This is a genomic window from Streptococcus oralis (assembly GCF_019334565.1).
GTDB lineage: Bacteria > Bacillota > Bacilli > Lactobacillales > Streptococcaceae > Streptococcus > Streptococcus oralis_CR.
The window spans coordinates 663,935-683,115 of record NZ_CP079724.1 but is presented as its reverse complement, the minus strand read 5'-3'; the positions used below and the strand labels follow the sequence as shown (position 1 = coordinate 683,115).

Below are 19,181 nucleotides of genomic sequence, written 5' to 3'. Positions count from 1 at the left end.
ACCACTAATTATTCTTCCTCAGATTTTTTTCTTTGAGCTAGAGAAATTAATCCCATACCTGATAAAGCAGCCAATAGACCAGCTGTCAAGTGAGATGTCTCCTCAGAACCCGTATTTGGAAGAGTTTTAGTAGTTCTTTCTTCTGTAATACCTTGTTGTTCTGGATTTTCAATCACAGGAAGTTCTACTACTGTTGGAATATAGAATCCTGAAATGATATTTCCATTACGGTCTTTACGGATCACTTTCACACCTTTGGCTTGTCCTACAAAGTCTGCCTCAGGGGTAAAGGTGACGGTGCCATCTGGTGAGATTACATAAGTTCCTTCACCTGGAACGACTTTTTCAGTTGTTCCATCTTCAAAGGTTGGCGGAACTGTCAGATCGACATCACCTGTAAAGTTTGGTTTACCAGTCTGAGTTTGACCTTTAAGACCTTCTGATGTCGCATCACTCACTTGTGTTTGTCCAAGGACAGTTGGTGTGTAATGAGCAGTAACTACATTTCCATACATATCCAAACGTTTCACAATCAATCCTTTAGCTGTACCAACAAAGTCTGGTTCTGGAGTAAAGGTAATCTTACCATCTTTATCAATTGTATAGCTTCCTTCACCCGGAACAACCATAGTCGTGCTACCATCCTCAAAGGTTGGTGGTACAGTCGAATCGATATGTCCTTCAAACGTTGGTGTTGCCACTTGTGGTTGGCCTTTTGCTCCTGTAGAAGCCGTATCATGACCAGTAGATGGATCTACAACTGTTGGACGATAGCTTGCAGTAACTGGAGTTCCGTTCTTATCCTTACGGACAATCGTTACGCCTGTTCCTTTTCCTACAAAATTAGCTTCTGGAGTGAAGGTGACGATGCCATCTGGTGAGATTGCATAAGTTCCTTCACCTGGAATCACTTTTTCAGTTGATCCATCTTCAAATGTCGCCGCCACAGTTTCATCGATTGGAACAAGCGGATTACCACCTTCAAATGTTGGCGTACCTGTTTGAACAAGACCCTTAATGTTAACTGAAGAAGTATCTTTACCAGTTGGAGTCACCTTAGTAAACTCTGGACTGTAAGTCGCAGTAACTGGAGTGCCATTCTTATCTACACGTTTGACTGTGACTGGATCTGGGTTTCCGACAAACTGTTTGTCTGGTGTGAAAGTTACAGTTCCGTCTGGTGCAATCGTGTAAGTTCCTTGACCTGGAATAGATTTCTCTTTGCTTCCATCTTCGAAAGTTGGCTCGACTGTTTCATCGATTGGGACCAGTGGATCGCCGCCTTGGAAGCTTGGAGTGCCCGTTTGTGGAACACCTTGAGGACCTATGCTGGTTGCACCAGTTCCTGTAGGAGTCACCTTAGTAAACTCTGGACTGTAGGTTGCAGTAACTGGGGTGCCGTTCTTATCCACACGTTTCACTGTGACTGGATCTGGGTTTCCAACAAACTGCTTGTCTGGCGTGAAAGTTACAGTTCCATCTGGCGCAATTGTGTAGGTTCCTTGACCTGGAATAGACTTCTCTTTGCTTCCATCTTCGAAAGTTGGCTCTACTGTTTCATCGATTGGAACTAGTGGGTCGCCACCTTGGAAGCTTGGAGTGCCCGTTTGTGGAACACCTTGAGGACCTGTGCTGGTTGCGTTAGTGCTGGTTGGAACTACTTCTTTCACCACCGCTTGGTACTTGACTGTAACAGGAGTTCCATTGGCATCCACACGAGTCAAATCAAGCTCTGGTGTTTCACCCTTGAACTGTTTATCAGGAGTGAAAGTCACTTTTCCGTCTGCGTCCACTTCGAACTTACCAACATTTGGCACTTCTTTCACAGCTGTACCATTGTCAAATAGTGGTGTCGAATCAGCTGGGAATGGAACTGAGTCATGGCCTGACGTGAAGGTCACTTTACCTTCTTGGACTTGACCTTGAAGTCCTTCTGTCTTATCACCTGAACCTGTTGGAGTCACCTTAGTAAACTCTGGACTGTAAGTCGCAGTAACTGGAGTGCCATTCTTATCAACACGTTTCACTGTGACTGAATCTGGGTTTCCGACAAACTGCTTGTCTGGGGTGAAAGTTACAGTTCCGTCTGGTGCAATCGTGTAGGTTCCTTGACCTGGAATAGTCTTCTCTTTGCTTCCATCTTCGAAAGTTGGCTCTACTGTTTCATCAATTGGAACCAATGGGTCGCCACCTTGGAAGGTTGGAGTACCTGTTTGTGGAACACCCTGAGGACCCGTGCTGGTTGCGTTAGTTCCTGTTGGTGTTACTTTCGTAAACTCTGGACTGTAGGTCGCAGTAACTGGGGTGCCGTTCTTATCTACGCGTTTGACTGTGACTGGTTCTGGTGTACCAACGAACTGCTTGTCTGGGGTGAAGGTCACAGTTCCATTTGATGCAATCGTGTAAGTTCCTTGACCTGGAATAGTCTTCTCTTTGCTTCCATCTTCGAAGGCTGGTTCAACTGTTTCATCAATTGGAACCAGTGGGTCGCCACCTTGGAAGGTTGGGGTACCTTTTTGCGGTTGACCTTGGATACCTGTGCTGGTTGCGTTAGTGCTGGTTGGGGTTACCTTAGTCACTGTTGGTGTATAAGTCGCAGTCACTGGGGTACCGTTCTTATCCACACGTTTGACTGTAACTGGATCTGGGTTTCCAACAAACTGTTTGTCTGGAGTAAAAGTTACAGTTCCATCTGGTGAAATCGTGTAAGTTCCTTGACCTGGAATAGACTTCTCTTTGCTTCCATCTTCGAAGGCTGGTTCAACTGTTTCATCGATTGGAACCAGTGGGTCGCCACCTTGGAAGCTTGGAGTTCCTGTTTGTGGAACACCCTGAGGACCCGTGCTAGTTGCGTTAGTGCTGGTTGGAACTACTTCTTTCACCACCGCTTGGTACTTGACTGTAACAGGAGTTCCGTTGGCATCCACACGAGTCAATTCAAGTTCTGGTGTTTCCCCCTTGAATTGCTTATCTGGGGTGAAGGTCACCTTGCCATCTGCATCCACTTCAAACTTACCAACATTTGGCACTTCTTTCACAGTTGTACCATTGTCAAATAGTGGTGTCGAATCCGCTGGGAATGGAACCGAGTCATGGCCTGGGGTGAAGGTCACTTTACCTTCCTGCACTTGACCTTGAAGACCTTCTGTCTTATCACCTGAACCAGTCGGAGTTACCTTAGTGAACTCTGGGCTGTAAGTCGCAGTAACTGGAGTGCCATTCTTATCCACACGTTTCACTGTAACTGGATCTGGGTTTCCGACAAACTGTTTGTCTGGGGTGAAGGTTACTGTGCCGTCTGGCGCAATTGTGTAAGTTCCTTGACCTGGAATAGACTTCTCTTTACTTCCATCTGCGAAGGTTGGCTCAACTGTTTCATCGATTGGAACCAATGGATCACCACCTTGGAAGCTTGGAGTGCCTGTTTGTGGAACACCCTGAGGGCCTGTGCTGGTTGCGTTAGTGCTGATTGGGGTTACCTTAGTCACTGTTGGGGTATAGGTCGCAGTCACTGGGGTGCCGTTCTTATCTACACGTTTCACTGTAACTGGAGCTGGTGTGCCAACATATTGTTTTTCTGGCGTAAAGGTAATAGAGCCATCTGGATTGATGCTGTATTCACCTACACCTGGAACTGTTTTCGTTGACTGTCCATCTTCGAAAGTCATTGGTTTCGTATCATCAATTGGAACCAATGGATTACCTTCTGTGAAGGTTGGGGTACCTTTTTGCGGTTGACCTTGGATACCATTTGAAGTGGCGTCTGTTGAAGTTGGAACTACTTCTTTCACCACCGCTTGGTACTTGACAGTAACAGGAGTTCCGTTGGCATCCACACGAGTCAATTCAAGCTCTGGTGTTTCACCCTTGAACTGTTTATCAGGAGTAAAGGTCACCTTACCGTCTGCGTCCACTTCGAACTTACCAACATTTGGCACTTCCTTCACAGTTGTACCATTGTCAAATAGTGGAGTTGAATCAGCTGGGAATGGAACTGAGTCATGGCCTGGAGTGAAGGTCACTTTACCTTCTTGTACCTGACCTTGAAGTCCTTCTGTCTTATCTCCTGTACCAGTTGGTGTTACTTTCGTAAACTCTGGACTATAAGTTGCAGTGACTGGGGTGCCATTCTTATCTACGCGTTTGACTGTTACTGGAGTTGGGTTTCCAACAAACTGTTTGTCTGGAGTGAAAGTTACAGTTCCGTCTGGTGCAATCGTGTAGGTTCCTTGGCCTGGAATATTCTTTTCCTTGCTACCATCTTCGAAGGTTGGCTCAACTGTTTCATCGATTGGAACCAATGGATCACCACCTTGGAAGCTTGGAGTGCCTGTTTGTGGAACACCCTGAGGGCCTGTGCTGGTTGCGTTAGTTCCTGTAGGTGTTACCTTGGTCACTGTTGGTTTATAATGTGCTCGGTAAGGAACACCGTTAGAATCATTTACTTGAACAGTAACTGGGTCCGGGGTACCAACAAAATTTTTGTTAGGTTTGAAAGTGACTTGACCAGTGTTAGGGTCTAGCTCATAAGTTCCAACTGACTGACCATTGGATGTAGCAGGAACTGAGTTACCAGTAATAGGTTGGCCATTAGCATCCACAAAGGTCGCAGGGCGTGAAGAATCTGGAGTCACTGGCGTTTTAGCTGGATCGCCATCATTAAAGATTAGATTTTTGTTTTGTTCTTGACCTTGAACACCAGTCGATTCATATGTTGGTATCTTTCGAACAGTAGGGATGTATCGACCATCCATATTGTTCAAAATGTCATTCTTATTTGGATTTGATGCATCAGTTGATTGCCAGTTAGTTGATGAACCGTTTGAGTCTGTACGACGAATATTAATCCCTTCAGCAGTTCCTGTGAAGTCTGCATTTGGTGTGAACACTACATCGATATCATCACCATTAGCAGTCACTACATAGGTCCCTTCAGGACGCACATAAGTATTGCCGTTAGTTGGAGTCAAGACATTCCCTTGATTATCCAAAATTTGTGGCACTTGGCTACTCATGCTAGCATTAGTTACAAAGTCTGAACGATCTGGTCCTTTAGGTGTGAAGTGAACTGTAGCATTTTGTGTCTCACCTTGAAGACCGGTAGTTTCTTTCTTTTCACCTTGAGGTGGATAAGTACGGCGAACCAACATGTCCTCTACTTCACCACTAAATGCCGTCCCGGTAGGCTTCTCAATATCACCTGCATTAGTCGCAATACGCACACGCATTCCAAGTTGGTCAACTAATCCACCACTAAGACTCGGAATTGCATTAAATGTTAAAGTGTGGTCTCCATTAGCTGTTATTTCTTTAACCACACTGCCTTCATTATCATCAAATTTCCCGTTATTATTGAAGTCCACCCATGCTTTGACATATGCTTTAGCATTACCATTTGGATTAGCCTTAATCTTAAGGGTATAAGTGCCATTCTTAGCTTTGTTTAAATCCAAAAGGTCGTTAGTATTGTTATATTGATCAGCAGTTAGCAATTGCTGCGGACCTTCATCTGAAACATCCTCACGATCATCAGAAGTCCAATCATTTTTAGAATCCACATCGATATCTGCTTCTGTAGAACCTAAGTAAGGTTGCTTTATTTGAACATTTGTTATCGAATCGCGTGTAGAGATAGTATGGTGAGCTTCACCGTAACTTTCTGGCGCATCACCACCATCAACTACCAAGAATCCCATCATAAGTGCCTGTTGCCCTGCGGTCGCAACATAAAAACCTACCTCAGAAGCCCCACGGGTCATTACAACTGGCACTGCTTTACTTGCTGAAACTATTGGTCCAAATACTTGACTACCTAGACCACCTGTAACTGTATCAGGACTCAAAAACTTATTCCAATCGACAGTCTTATCTTTTAGGATGAGTAGACCACCTCTTGTTGTCTTGTCAGCCTGCTTAACAAGTTCTTCAGTCGTAACAGTGTAAGGACCTTTTGCACGAGGACCTTTCATCCATTCTCCTACGTATTCCCAACCTTCACCGTTAGTGGTAAAAATACCATATTCACCAGGGTTAGCATCTTCTCCATCAGCCATAACAACTGCTGGTTTTACTTTTTTTCCACGATAAGTGGCTTCTATTTTAAATTTAACCCCCCAGTTTACACCATCAACTGGTACGATAATTTGTGTTTTATGGCCTTGTGTATCAAAACCTTGTCCCCCAATAGTACTCCATTTATCTTGAGGTTGACCTGATACAGGAGGTGGAGTTTTTCCATAATCTTTCCAACTTTTTAAATAACTGTTTGTTGCATTTGGATCATAAGTTCCAGCAGATGAAGTTCCTTCCACACGCTTTTTATAAATTTCAGTAGCGTGGAATGGTTTAAGCTCAGTAACTGTCAAGGTAACTACATAACCAGGTGAAATTTCTTTCGTATAAGTAGTTCCAATCTTAAACCCTCCCTGAGGATCTAAGTTTTTCAAGCTTGCTGTATCAGAGAAATCAATCCAGTTAATTTGTTTTGCTAATTGTGTACTTTCTTTCTTCTCTGATTCAGACAATTCTGGTTTAGATGTACGTGGTACAGGAGTCGCATCGTCCGCACCTGCATAACTAGCTGGTGCAACTGAAGTCGCCTGGGTATCACGACGAACTCTACGAGAACGTGTAGATTGTTCAGTAACACTAGACGTCTCAGTAGGTTCAGCAATTATTGGAGCAACTGCAGTTTCTGGTTTAGCACTCTCTGTAGATTTATCTTCTGGAGAAGTAACTGGTTTCTCAACAGGAGACTGTGATGTTTCAGAGATAACCGATTTGTCATTGTTCTTTTTATCAGCAGGCTCTGTTCCAGAATTTGAAGTTGCTGTTTCTTTAGTTGGTTGAGAGGATTCTACTACAGATGGTGTTTCAGACTTTTCCGATGTTTTAGAATCTGTAGGTGATATAGAAGTCCCCGTTGTTTTATCAAGGTTTGTTTTAGCTACCTCGTTTAAAGAGTTTGTCACACTCGTCTCATCAGCACTAACTTGAGAAGTTGCTCCCAAAAGGACAAAAGTAGACAAGAGCACAGAACAAACACCTACATTTAGTTTTCGAATAGAAAACTTATGAAGGCGTGGATTAAATAAATCTTTCCCCATTATAATCTCCTTAATTATAATTTTATAACTCAGAACATTATACAACTTTTTTTATAGCTTCGCTACTAAGTAAACTTAAAAAATTTTAGTTATTATTTAAATTATAAAAGAAAAAAACTACGTATACTTAACTTCAATTATTATCTTGTTATATTTTTTTCCTGCATTAAAATTTATATAATTTCTTTATTCAAATATTTTATAGTTTAAACCAAAATTATCAAAATTTCACTTCTAGCTTATAAGAATCAAAAAACCACTCACTCCAAAGAGCAAGTGGTTCGTGTAATTTTTATTTTTCAAGTAAGCTGAGCGCTTCTGCATCAGCGATAATAGTCACATCAGGGTGGTTTTGTAGACTACTTGCTGGGAGGTTCTCAGTCACTGGGCCAGATACTGTTCCAGCAATAGCTTCTGCTTTTGACTCACCGTAAGCAAAAAGAATAATTGACTTGGCATCCAAGATGTTTTTAATTCCCATTGAAATGGCTTGAGTTGGAACGTCTTCAATCTTGTCAAAAAAGCGAGCATTAGCTTCGATGGTAGATTGATCAAGTTCTACTAGATGCGTTTGGCTATCAAATGGAGTGCCAGGCTCATTAAAGCCGATATGTCCATTGCGACCAATCCCCAAGATTTGCAAATCAACAGGATGGTCAGCTAAAATTTGATTGTAGCGTTCTACTTCTTCTTCAGCATTATCCTTAACACCACGTGGCAAGAAACTTTCTTTAAATGGTTTTTGGTTAAACAGGTTTTCTTGCATGAAGTAACGGTAAGACTGTGGATTATCCCCATCAAGCCCTACATACTCATCAAGGTTCACACTGGTTAGATTTGAAAAATCAAGGTCACTCTCAACGATTTCCTTGTAAAACTCAAGCGGACTACTTCCTGTTGCAAGTCCTAATGTTTGAGCACCATTGGCCAATTTTTCCTTCAAAATCTCAAAAGCTACTTTTCCACCTTCGACTTGATTTTCAACTTTAATAACTTTCATTTTATATCCTCCATGTTTCTATATTCATTATATGGTATAGACCAATTTTTGTCAAGTGAAAACGATTTAATTTCTAAAAAAAGAGCGCCCAAACTTGAAACATGTTATAATGGATAAGATTAGAAGTTAGAAAGAATGATGAAAAAATGAATACAGCTGATTTTGATTTCCACTTACCTGAGGAATTGATTGCTCAAACACCCCTTGAAAAACGGGATGCCTCCAAACTCCTCATCGTCAATCGTGAGACGGGAGAATTTCAGGATAAACACTTCCACTCTATTATTGATATGTTGGAACCGGGTGATGCCCTTGTCATGAACGACACCCGTGTTCTCCCAGCCCGCCTCTATGGTCAAAAGGAAGAAACAGGTGGCCACGTGGAGCTTCTCCTTCTTAAAAATACTGCTGGTGATGAGTGGGAAGTCCTAGCGAAACCTGCCAAACGCCTCAAGGTCGGTACTCGCGTCAGCTTTGGAGATGGTCGTCTCAGCGCTGTCGTTACGGAAGAATTGACCCACGGAGGCCGTATTGTCCGCTTTGAATACCAAGGAATTTTCCTAGAAGTCTTGGAAAGTCTGGGTGAAATGCCGCTACCGCCTTATATCCATGAAAAACTGGATGACCGTGAACGTTATCAAACGGTCTACGCTAAAGAAAGTGGCTCTGCTGCAGCACCGACTGCTGGATTGCACTTCACCAAAGAACTGCTAGCAGAAATCCAAGCCAAGGGTGTTCATCTGGTCTATCTCACTCTTCACGTCGGACTCGGAACCTTTAGACCTGTCTCTGTTGACAATCTGGATGAACACGAAATGCACTCAGAATTCTACCAGCTCTCTGAGGAAGCAGCAGCCACTCTTCGCTCTGTCAAGGAAAAGGGAGGTCGCGTCATCGCTGTCGGAACTACTTCGATCCGCACACTGGAAACCATCGGTTCCAAGTTTAATGGACAAATCCAAGCAGATTCTGGCTGGACCAATATCTTTATCAAACCAGGCTACGACTGGAAGGTTGTGGATGCTTTTTCAACCAACTTCCACCTACCCAAGTCAACTCTTGTTATGCTAGTTTCTGCCTTTGCCGGTCGTGACTTAGTCCTAGATGCCTATCACCATGCCATCCAAGAACACTACCGCTTCTTCAGTTTTGGAGATGCCATGTTTATCTATTAAGAAAATCCCTATTAGGAAACCTAATAGGGATTTTTCTAATTATTCCATACCAAACTTTGGATCTTTCAAACTCTGAACACTGGCATTGATAACTGCTCCGATAATCAAAATCTTTGCAATGAGAATAAACCAGAACATCATGACTACCACGATAATGGAACTGAAAAATCGTACATCAACTAGATGATTAACATAACTATTGACGTAGACAGAAAAGATATTCAATAAAAAAATAAGAGTTAGCAAGACAAAGACACTTCCTGGTAAAACATAGCGGATTCGTGGTGCTTTTACTTTTGGAAGGAAGTAATAAATCATAACCAGAATGGCAAAGATCAAGGCATAGACCAGAGGGCCTGTAAAGTCTTGCAGGTAGGAGAATAGCAGACTGTCTGATTGCCAGTAAGTTTTGAGGATGTTAAGCAACATACGACCAAACATACTCAAAAACAAGGCCAAGGCAAAAAGAATCTGCAAGCCGAAACTAACAAGTAAACTCATCAACTGATGGGAGATAATTCCTCGACTCTTGGTCACTCCATAGGCTTTATTAAAGGCTTTTTGAAGGAAATCCATTGATTTCGAAAAGGTCCAGAGGGCAGATAAAACGGCAAAACTCAACAAACCAGTTGATGGTTGAGTCAGAACTTCTCGGACAATCTTGGCGACCACATCATACACCGTATCGGGCAAAAATTCCTTGATCGTCAGTAAGAAATTTGAGACCGGAATCTGAAAATAAGGCAAAATATTGACCATTATCATTAGCAAAGGAAAGATTGAAATCAACCAATAGTAGGCAACCGCAACACTGGTCAACTCGCTATCAGATGCTTGATAGTAATGCAAAAAAGCTTTCAATAAGGGCCTGTCCATCAGCTCTTTCCACCACTTTTTCATGTTCCATCCTCCGTCATTTTCTTCATCATTTAAGTTCTTCTGATTAAATCTAGCATATCATAAGGCAAGGTATTTGCAGCCTCTTTCAGAGAATAATTCTCTAAATTATTCACATTTTGGCGTAGTTTTTTGGCATACTTGGCTGTTATCAGTTTAGCTTCTTCGTATTCAAAGATTGCCTTACGTTCGAGATAGTAGCCTCGTAGCATTTCATCGATATTGTTTGGTTTGATGCGATTGATAACCCGCTCAACAAAGGTACCACTTCCGATAATAGCCGTCTCGCGTAGACGAGACTCTTGCATAAAGCTAATCAGAGAACTCTTATAAACCCCTTTGAGGTTTTCCAAACTCTCGATAATCAGCTCTGTATTTTCCAAATACAACTCTGAAATCTGATCATAGTCAACTGCTAGTAGTTTACGAGATTCTTCATTCATCCAACTACGGAAAGTTTTGCCAAAGGTAAACATTTCATGGAGTAGAAAGCGCAGTATCCGTAAGGAAACTAGGAAGTAATAAGTCACTCTAGAAGCGAAATTCCGATTGATACTCTGCTCCATGTTTTTTAGGTAACGTTGGTAAACTCGATAGCCACGCTCACTGATTCTATTTTCTTCGTAGGCTTGCTCCAAACCGTCACTCTCAATACTCAAGATAAGAAGCTTGAGGGACTCCCAGTCCTCTTGGACTCTCTTATTTTCCAGACTAAGGATGAGGTTTTCAATCCGACCATGATAGTTATCAATAGCTGCATAAAGAGGAAGTTTGTTCTTGTGATGGTCCAACTCTTTTTCTAATTCTGCAGCTACATCATTCAAAATCGCAATATGCATCAAATGGTCCTTGCTTTCCTCTTGTTCCTCAGATAAGTGAGGGAGGACCAGTAAACCCGTTAAAAAGCTCAACAGTGTAACACCTGCTACTAGGAAGAGCAACAAAGGATATTCCTGCTCCAAATGACTTGGTATGAGGAGAATGGTCGCGATAGATACTGTTCCTTTGACACCAGAGAAGGTCAAAAGAAGCATATCTTTCATGTACTTATGAATTTTTTTCTTAAGTCGACGCGTCCTCACAAAGTAAAAACCAGCAATCATGACAAAGCGGATCGCAAAGAGTAAGAAGGTCAGAACGACAACTGAAAGCAGTAAAAGAAGGGGATTGTAAAGAGAATTAGACAAGATTGGCTCTGCTATCAATTCTAATTCCATTCCCAAGAGAACAAAGACTGATCCATTTAGCATAAAGGTCACGGTATGCCAAACGGTCTCCGTCATGGTGTCTACCTGAGCCTCAAGGAGCGTAATTTTCTTAAAACGACTGGCCTTCAAAATACCTGCAACCACTACTGCGATAATCCCTGAAACATGAAACTCTTCTGCGATGAAAAAGGTCATGAGCGGCAAACTTAGCTCTAGCAATAGTTCACTGGCTATATCTATCGCTCGCACACTCAGCAAAAAGCTATGCAAGAAACGATTGACCATAGCCGTCACAAAACCGACTACAAAACCACCAAGGATAGAAAGTGCTAGGGAAGTTCCAGCTTGGCTGAGAGAAAACGTTCCTGTTGTCCAAGCAGCCAGAGCCATCTGAAAGGCAACCAAACCAGAAGCGTCATTTAAAAGTCCTTCCCCTTTTAGGATATTGGAAACCCGTTTTGGAAAACGAAAACGTTCAGAAAGAGATGCGAAGGCAACCAAATCTGTTGGCCCAAGTGCCGCTCCAACTGCTAAACAGGCAGCTAAAGGAAGAGTCATCCAAAGGAAGTGAGCCATGCCCCCCAAGCTTAAGGTCGAGATAAAAATCACAGGAAAGATCAGAAAGACGACAATCCGCCAATGCTTCAAAATGGACGTAATATCCGCTTCTTCTGCCTCCCGGAAAAGTAAGGGACCAATAACCATGGCTAGAAACAGCTCTGTATTGAGATGAAAGTCCGCATCAGGAACAAATAAGCCAATCCCAATCCCAAAAAGGATTTGTACAAGAGGAAGGGGCAAAAAAGGGAGAAGTTTATTGGTCGTAGTTGAAATGATTAAGACAAATAAAAATAGAATCAAGTAAATGAGTAATTCCACACAATTCCTCCTTAATCTTTTTTACAACAAGATTCAAAAATCTCCTTTTGCTCTTGGATTTTCTGATCAATCTTAGAACAGTCTTTGTGCTCAATTTTTTTCTGGCATCGTTCCATTTCAAGAGCCACTAATTTTTTCTTGATTTTAAGCATTTTCTTGCTCATATGTGCTTCGTCGAGCACCCCGACTGCTCGCTCGTGATGCGTTGACTCGACAAAATTTTGGCACATTGCCTCAAGCTTCTCACGAAGGTATTGTTTATCCATGTCTATACCTTTCTAATTTTTCAATCATAACTAAAAACGGTGGATTATTAACTTGGTTGAGAGTCCGATAAATGGCAGCTGTATACTCTTGTTGGTTCAACTGGCTAACAAAATCCAATACAGCATCCCTCTCGGTGTCTCCTCCTTCATGACCATAGTAAATCATGATTGCAATCCGTCCCCCTTTGACAAGCAAGTGACACAGCTTTTCTAAGGCTTCGATAGTAGTCTGAGGTTGAGTGATGACGGATTTGTCAGCAGAAGGCAGATAACCCAGATTAAAAATCCCTGCCTTAGCTTCTGTCACAAACTGGTCTAGTGTCTCATGACCTTTCAAGATTAACTGGGCATTTGTTATTCCAGCCTGATCCAAACGCTCTTGCGTCTTCTCCAAAGCCTGCTCCTGGACATCAAAGGCATAGACTTTCTTAGCTAGCTCGGCTAGAAAAAGGGTATCATGGCCATTTCCCATGGTCGCATCCACTACGATATCCCCTTTTGTCACAACCTCAGCCAAAAAATCATGTGCCATCTCAAGTGGTCTTTTCATTTTTAAACTCCTGTTTTACAGCCTTGCATCCTTGCACACTTCCGCGACGTCGCATCTCAGTTTCAATAGCATTCAGCACTTCCCATTTATTGAGGCTCCACATGGGACCAATCAGCATATCTCTAGGTGCATCTCCTGTGATTCGATGGATGACAATATGCTTGGGAATGATTTCCAACTGGTCACAGATGACCTTGACATACTCATCCTGACTCATCAGTTGCAAGCGTCCTTCGTGGTAATCTCGCTGCATCCGTGTATTGGTCATGAGGTGGAGCAAGTGCAGTTTAATTCCTTGAATGTCATTGTCTGTGACACAGCGACGGACATTTTCGACCATCATCTCATGAGTCTCACCGGGCAAACCGTTGATCAAATGGGAAACAATTTCAATTTTGGGATATTTTCTCAAGCGTTTTACTGTTTCCACGTATAATTCATAAGAATGAGCACGGTTAATCAGGTCAGAAGTTGCTTCAAAGGTAGTCTGCAAGCCCAATTCTACCGTCACATGCATACGTTCCGATAACTCAGCCAAATATTCGATGGTTTCGTCTGGCAGACAGTCTGGGCGTGTTCCGATATTGATTCCCACTACACCAAGTTCGTTGATAGCCTGCTCATATCGCTCCCGAATCACTTCCACCTTTTCATGGGTGTTGGTAAAATTTTGAAAATAAACCAAGTACTTCTGAACATCTGGCCATTTGCGGTGCATAAAGTCAATTTCCTTATAAAATTGCTCACGGATAGGGGCATCCGGTGCCACGATGGCATCTCCAGAACCTGAAACCGTACAAAAAGTACAACCACCATGGGCTACAGTTCCATCCCGATTTGGACAGTCAAATCCCGCATCGATGGGAACTTTAAAAGTCTTCTCTCCAAAAAGTTTTCGATAATAATCATTCAAGGTATTATAAGATTTCATAACTTTCATTATAACAAAAAACACCTACAATCTCAAAAGCCTGACTTTCCTACAAATTCCCTTGTTTCTCATTTCCTTTAGCGTTTTTTTATGATACAATATGGGTATGATTTTAATGAAAATAGCATCTATTTTATTATTGATATTAACCTTGGTGGTTTGCTTTATTGTCACCAAGCTTTTCGGACTTAGGAAAATAGGATTTAATTTCGCGGATCTAGCTTTTCCACTTTTGGTATTTGAGTACTATCTGATTACTGCTAAAGCCTTTACCCACAACTTTCTACCGCGACTTGGAGTCGCACTTTCTCTCCTAGCAATCCTCCTTGTAGTCTTTTTCCTTGTCAAAAAACGAAGTTTTTATTACCCTAAATTCATCAAATTCTTCTGGAGAGCCGGTTTTCTCCTTACCTTAATCATCTACATTGCTATGATTGTCGAATTGATGATGCTCCCATAAAAAATATTCCCTCAGACAGCTGTCTAAGGGAATATTTTTATCTTCATACTTACTTTCTAAGCTCTACCAAGATACTTTTTCTTATTTCCTAAATGTTAAGGCGTAGAATTTGCCATCCCAAAGAAGTTTCATTTCCTTTTCCTTAACTTCGCTTGGAACAGCATTCTCAATTTCACTCAAATCAACAGTAGCATCTTTGAAATAATCCTTACTAAAATGATTTTTCTTATATTGCTGATCTACATAGTCAGCCGTCTCATCTGCGATTAAAATTTTGGTTCCTGGCTTCGCCACTCGTAGCATTTCCTGCATAGCCTTGGCCTTATCATTGAAAAAATTGATTCCGCCAATATGGTAGACAATGTCAAAACTATTATCCGCAAAGGGTAGATCCTCCGCGCAAGCATGGAAAAGTTGCAAATTAGTCTTTTTAGCGCAAGATTTCTGGCATTTTTCTAGCATACTGATAGAAATATCTACCCCTACAAAGTCTAAACTTTTCAGGTCAATTGTCTCAGGAATATAACGTAGGTCTTGACCAGTCCCGATAGAGACATAAAGAACAGATAAATTATCTTTCCATTCTATTTCCTCCATCAGATCCCTTCTCAACTTATCAATTGCTTTGCCGTGGAGAAGTGGTCCTATCCATTTCTCACTCATATCGTACCAGCGAGCCATACGGTTATACATGGTCATGTATTTAGCATTATCTCCAGATAGATAATCTGGATTAAGAGACAGATAGATATCCCCATCTTTTTGAAAATTTTCTACCTCCAAACCTGGCTTCAATTTATCTTGTAATCTTGTTTCAATCATATGTAACATCTCCTTTTTTATTTGTCACCTATTATAGAGGATTTCGTAGCGAAAACAATAGCTTTTCAGTAAGTGGCAACTATCCACTTGTATCCGGTAGTAGAACCAGGGTCAGTTACAAAAAAACAAGTGCCAATTTCCATTGACACTTGTTTTTACTTTTAAAATGTGTTGCAAAATTTCGTGAAAGATACCGTTTAAAAAACTTAACCTTCTTTTTTGCGTCTTGCCAAGAATCCTGTTCCCAATCCAAGAAGGGCGATTCCAGCTACTAGAGCCACTTGGTTAGACTCGCTTCCTGTATTAGGCAATTCCCCACCTTTTTTAGGCTTACCTGGTTCATTTGGTTTGCCAGGTGTTGGTTTTTCAGGAGTGTGCGTATTTGTAATGTTGTAACCTTCTACTGAAGCTGTATAACCATCTGGAACATTCACTTCTTCAACAGCGTAGGCAATCTCCTTACCTTCTTGATAACGATCAAGACCTGTAAACTCATAAGTCCAGCCACTTGTTTCTGACACTGTAGCTGTCTGACCAGTTTCCTTGCCATCTGCAAGAAGTTTTACGGTGATAGATGCTGGACGGATGCCATCTTTGTTATCTTCATCTTTCCAGATCTTATGACCTTTTACAGCTGTTTTTTCTGGAGTATGTTCGTTGGTAATGGTATACTTGCCATCCTTATCTGTAGTGATAGTTGCTTTGTATTCTGTCATAGCAGTTTCTTTGACAGTATACTTGATTTCTTTACCATTCTCATACTTAGGAAGTTTTTTAGATTCGAACTTCCAGCCAGTTTTTTCTGAAACTTCAATTTCTTGAACAACTTTTTCGCCGTTAAGAATTTGAACTTTCACAGATGTTGTACGTTTACCGTCTTGGTTGTTGTTATCTTTCCACACCTTAGTTCCTGAAAGAACAACTGTTTCTGGGTTATAGGTGTTTGTCACTACTTGACCAGTCACAGAGGCTTCGTAACCAGCTGGTACATCCACTTCCTTGATAGAATAGGTGATTTCTTTTCCAGCTTCGTATTGTGGAAGATTGGTGAAGGATGCTACCCAAGTGTTATCATCAGTCTTTTCCTTAGCTGTTAAGGTCAATTTCTTACCTTCAACAGCTACTGGATCTGCATTTCCTACTTTTTTATAAAGTTGAACCGTTACGGACTCAGGACGTTTACCGTCTTGGTTGTTCGCATCGTTCCATACTTTTGTTACCTTGTAGTCAATTTCTTTAGGAGCATATTTGTTTGTGATGGTAAAGTCTGTAATAGTCGCTTCGTATTCTGCTACGGCTTCTTCTGTTACAGTGTATTTGATTTCTTTACCAGCTTTATATTTTGCTAATTTCGTGAATTCGACAGTCCAAGTTCCGTCCGCAGCTGCTTGAACTTCTTTCGAATCAACTTGCTGACCGTCTGCTAAAAGATTGATTGTAATCTTGGTTGGACGTTTGCCGTCTTGGTTGTTAGCGTCATCCCAGTTCTTAGTTGCTTTTACAACAACTGTTTCTGGTAAATAGCTATTTGTGATAGTGAATCCAGATGCAGCGTCACCAGTAACTTCAGAAGTGTAACCAGCAACAGTTACTTCTACTACTGTGTACTTAATAGGTGTTCCGCCTTTATCAGCATCAAGATCTTTGAAGCTTCCAGCCCAACCATTTGCTTCAGTCAATTCAAGTGTTTTACCAGTATCTTGACCATCTGCAAGCAATTTAACTGTGACAGAAGATGGGCGTTTGCCATCTTGGTTGTTCTCGTCCTTCCATACTTTCTTAACAGAAACTTCCGTTTTTGCTGGAGTGTAAGTGTTCTCGAATGCTTTTTCATCATCGTAAGAAACAGTTGCTTCAAGTGCGCCTTTACCCTTGTCCGCTACAGTAACTGTAGCCGTAACAGTTTTAGTATCGTACTTGATGCTTGTATCACTGCCAGCTTTTTCAACAATTTTAAAGGTATAAGTTCCTGCTTTGTCGAATTCCAATTCTGAGAAAGCAATGTTTCCGTCTTTGTCATTCTTCACAGTTTCTTTCACCTTACCATCTTGATCTGTTAAAGTGAATTCAAACTCTTCAGCCTTTAACTCACGTCCTGTAAGTTTTTTATTAGCTTTAATCTTAACTTTAGCTTTGCTACGTTTATTTGTAACTGTTTTGATAGCTCCGTCTTGTCCAACAGTCATCTCAAATGGAGTAGGATTTAACTCATATCCCTCAGGAGCCTGAACCTCAGTTACTGTAAAGTTCCCTTTCTTGATATCACTTTCTGAGTAAATAGATGATTCAGCAATTCCGTCATCATTTGTCGTTACAATTTCCTCTTTAGCCGTAGCTCCTGCCGGAGGAGTAATCTTGAATTTTGCTCCTTTTAGACGGTCATGAGTCAGCTCGTCGACCTTGTAAAGAATGATACGGTAACCTGTTTCTAACTGAATTGTACCGCCAGAAGCAACGACTGAGTTTCCGATTTGCTTAACGACTGTCTTATTACTATAGTCATCATATGTTAGAATCTGGTCATCACCCTTCATTTCAGCATTGTTTTGGACTTGCGTGCCATCAGCTGGAGCACTTGTTTTATAATTAATTCGAAATGCTGCTGGTTTACCGTTCTTCGCAAGAATTGAAGATGCATTGTTAATTGTTAAAGTAAATTCTGTGTAAGAATCATTCCATTTTACTTGGTAATCCTTCCCAGCTTCTAAAACCACTTCATCTTTCAAATAATAATATTGATCATACCAACCTGCCGTGACGCTAAATGTTTCAGGAATCATCTGCATTGGTGAAGCATTTGGATCTACCCAGTCATGAATTTCAATTTTATTATAGGCTGCCTGTTTCGGATTAACACGAACATACCAGCTGTGTAAGTATTTTCCACTCTTATTTAGAGCCTTGGATGTCCAATCCTCTTTGTAAATCAAACCGTGATATTTATTGAAATTAGCTCGACCAATTCCTTCAGAATAATCAGCCGCATCACCTTTTTTAACCTTGATTTGATGGGTAATTTCATTTATGGTTTCCGTTTTATCAAAACGGAGCGTTTCATTGCTTAATTCATTTTTAGAACTAAAACCAACAAAGAAATTTCCTTTAACGTTTTGGACCTGATAGCCACCTTTTTTCTCAAGATAGGCTTTCAGATTTTTTAATGTAATAGTTGCCTTACCACCATTATTATCCCCGTTTGATACAATTTGAGTTTCTCCGATAACGAGATCTGTTTCCTTATCTTTTAAATCAAAAGTTTCATTTCTAACAGTTAAAGGGCTCGGAACAGTAAAGGTAAAGGTATCACCGTCCTCTAATTTACCATCATAGGCGCTCAAATCGTAATCAACAGTGAATTTATAATTTGAGTAGTTATGATGCTCAGGAGAAAGTGTATAAACACCATTCGCATCCGGTTTTATAAACTTACCATTATCAACCTCCCAAATTCCAATATTACTGATAACGTTCTTCAGTTCCTTTGCTTGAACTGAATTTGGAGCAAAGAACATCCCTAGCAAACAGGCCAGAGAAGTTAGGATGGGTAACCAAAATTTCTTGTTCTTCATAATCTTCCTTTCTAAATTACCGAAAACATTAAAACGACAAACTATGATTATAAAATCTCAACACACATCTCCTTTCGAATTCATTGAAATCCATGAGGGTTATTGAATAAGTTACATCATATTAATATGTTTCATAACTATATGTGAGTGCAATATTTACCATATTTGTTCTATTCTTAATATAGAAACCTCCTTTAATTTCATTATAAAACAAAATTAACTTTTTTTGTAATATTATGAGGTTATTGCCTTTTGAAAATATTGACACAGTGTAAAATTACTGCCATAAAAACTAATTCTTTCATCACACTATAGTTT

At 41.0% G+C, this 19,181-nt stretch carries 11 protein-coding genes; 2 read left to right on the top strand and 9 right to left on the bottom strand.

Annotated features, from left to right (window positions below):
* Positions 1-8 precede the first annotated feature (8 nt).
* Together KX728_RS03410 and KX728_RS03405 are read right to left on the bottom strand one after the other, a co-directional pair.
* Complete coding sequence (locus tag KX728_RS03410; RefSeq protein WP_215804816.1) at positions 9-7,106, bottom strand: GEVED domain-containing protein; 7,098 nt, start codon at positions 7,104-7,106, stop codon at positions 9-11.
* Between the two features lie 292 nt (positions 7,107-7,398).
* A complete protein-coding gene (locus tag KX728_RS03405) occupies positions 7,399-8,106 on the bottom strand; it encodes a glucosamine-6-phosphate deaminase (protein ID WP_000864607.1) in 708 nt (235 codons plus the stop codon).
* Positions 8,107-8,252: 146 nt separating this feature from the next.
* Here KX728_RS03405 and queA point away from each other — a divergent pair, with 146 nt between their 5' ends.
* Entirely contained in the window at positions 8,253-9,281 is a 1,029-nt protein-coding gene (queA, locus tag KX728_RS03400; RefSeq protein WP_215804817.1) for a tRNA preQ1(34) S-adenosylmethionine ribosyltransferase-isomerase QueA, read from the top strand.
* Positions 9,282-9,320: 39 nt separating this feature from the next.
* On the opposite strand, the gene KX728_RS03395 is transcribed toward queA, so the two are convergent.
* From KX728_RS03395 to mnmL, 5 genes are read right to left on the bottom strand one after another with little or no spacing between them, the layout of a single operon-like run.
* Positions 9,321-10,181 carry a YihY/virulence factor BrkB family protein gene (locus KX728_RS03395; protein ID WP_215804818.1) on the bottom strand — a complete coding sequence of 287 codons (861 nt, stop codon included), beginning with the start codon at positions 10,179-10,181 and terminating at the stop codon, positions 9,321-9,323.
* Between the two features lie 29 nt (positions 10,182-10,210).
* A complete protein-coding gene (locus tag KX728_RS03390; RefSeq protein WP_215804819.1) occupies positions 10,211-12,265 on the bottom strand; it encodes a cation:proton antiporter in 2,055 nt (684 codons plus the stop codon).
* Positions 12,266-12,276: 11 nt separating this feature from the next.
* Entirely contained in the window at positions 12,277-12,531 is a 255-nt protein-coding gene (locus KX728_RS03385; RefSeq protein WP_219108676.1) for a hypothetical protein, read from the bottom strand.
* On the bottom strand, positions 12,524-13,081 hold the full coding sequence (gene mnmM / locus KX728_RS03380) for a tRNA 5-(aminomethyl)-2-thiouridylate-methyltransferase MnmM (RefSeq protein WP_215804820.1): 558 nt from the start codon (positions 13,079-13,081) through the stop codon (positions 12,524-12,526). The genes KX728_RS03385 and mnmM overlap by 8 nt, the downstream gene beginning before the upstream one ends.
* Positions 13,065-14,021 carry a tRNA modification radical SAM protein MnmL/YtqA gene (mnmL, locus tag KX728_RS03375; protein WP_215804821.1) on the bottom strand — a complete coding sequence of 319 codons (957 nt, stop codon included), beginning with the start codon at positions 14,019-14,021 and terminating at the stop codon, positions 13,065-13,067. Before mnmL ends, mnmM begins: the two co-directional genes overlap by 17 nt.
* A gap of 91 nt (positions 14,022-14,112) precedes the next feature.
* On the opposite strand from mnmL, the gene KX728_RS03370 reads away from it, so the two are divergent.
* Complete coding sequence (locus KX728_RS03370; protein ID WP_000525394.1) at positions 14,113-14,472, top strand: DUF3397 domain-containing protein; 360 nt, start codon at positions 14,113-14,115, stop codon at positions 14,470-14,472.
* An 81-nt stretch (positions 14,473-14,553) separates the two neighbouring features.
* On the opposite strand, the gene KX728_RS03365 is transcribed toward KX728_RS03370, so the two are convergent.
* Both KX728_RS03365 and KX728_RS03360 read right to left on the bottom strand, forming a co-directional pair.
* Positions 14,554-15,294 (bottom strand): class I SAM-dependent methyltransferase, encoded by a 741-nt coding sequence (locus KX728_RS03365; RefSeq protein WP_215804822.1) that lies wholly within the window; start codon positions 15,292-15,294, stop codon positions 14,554-14,556.
* Positions 15,295-15,500: 206 nt separating this feature from the next.
* Positions 15,501-18,863 (bottom strand): Cna B-type domain-containing protein, encoded by a 3,363-nt coding sequence (locus tag KX728_RS03360; protein ID WP_215804823.1) that lies wholly within the window; start codon positions 18,861-18,863, stop codon positions 15,501-15,503.
* Positions 18,864-19,181: the final 318 nt, after the last annotated feature.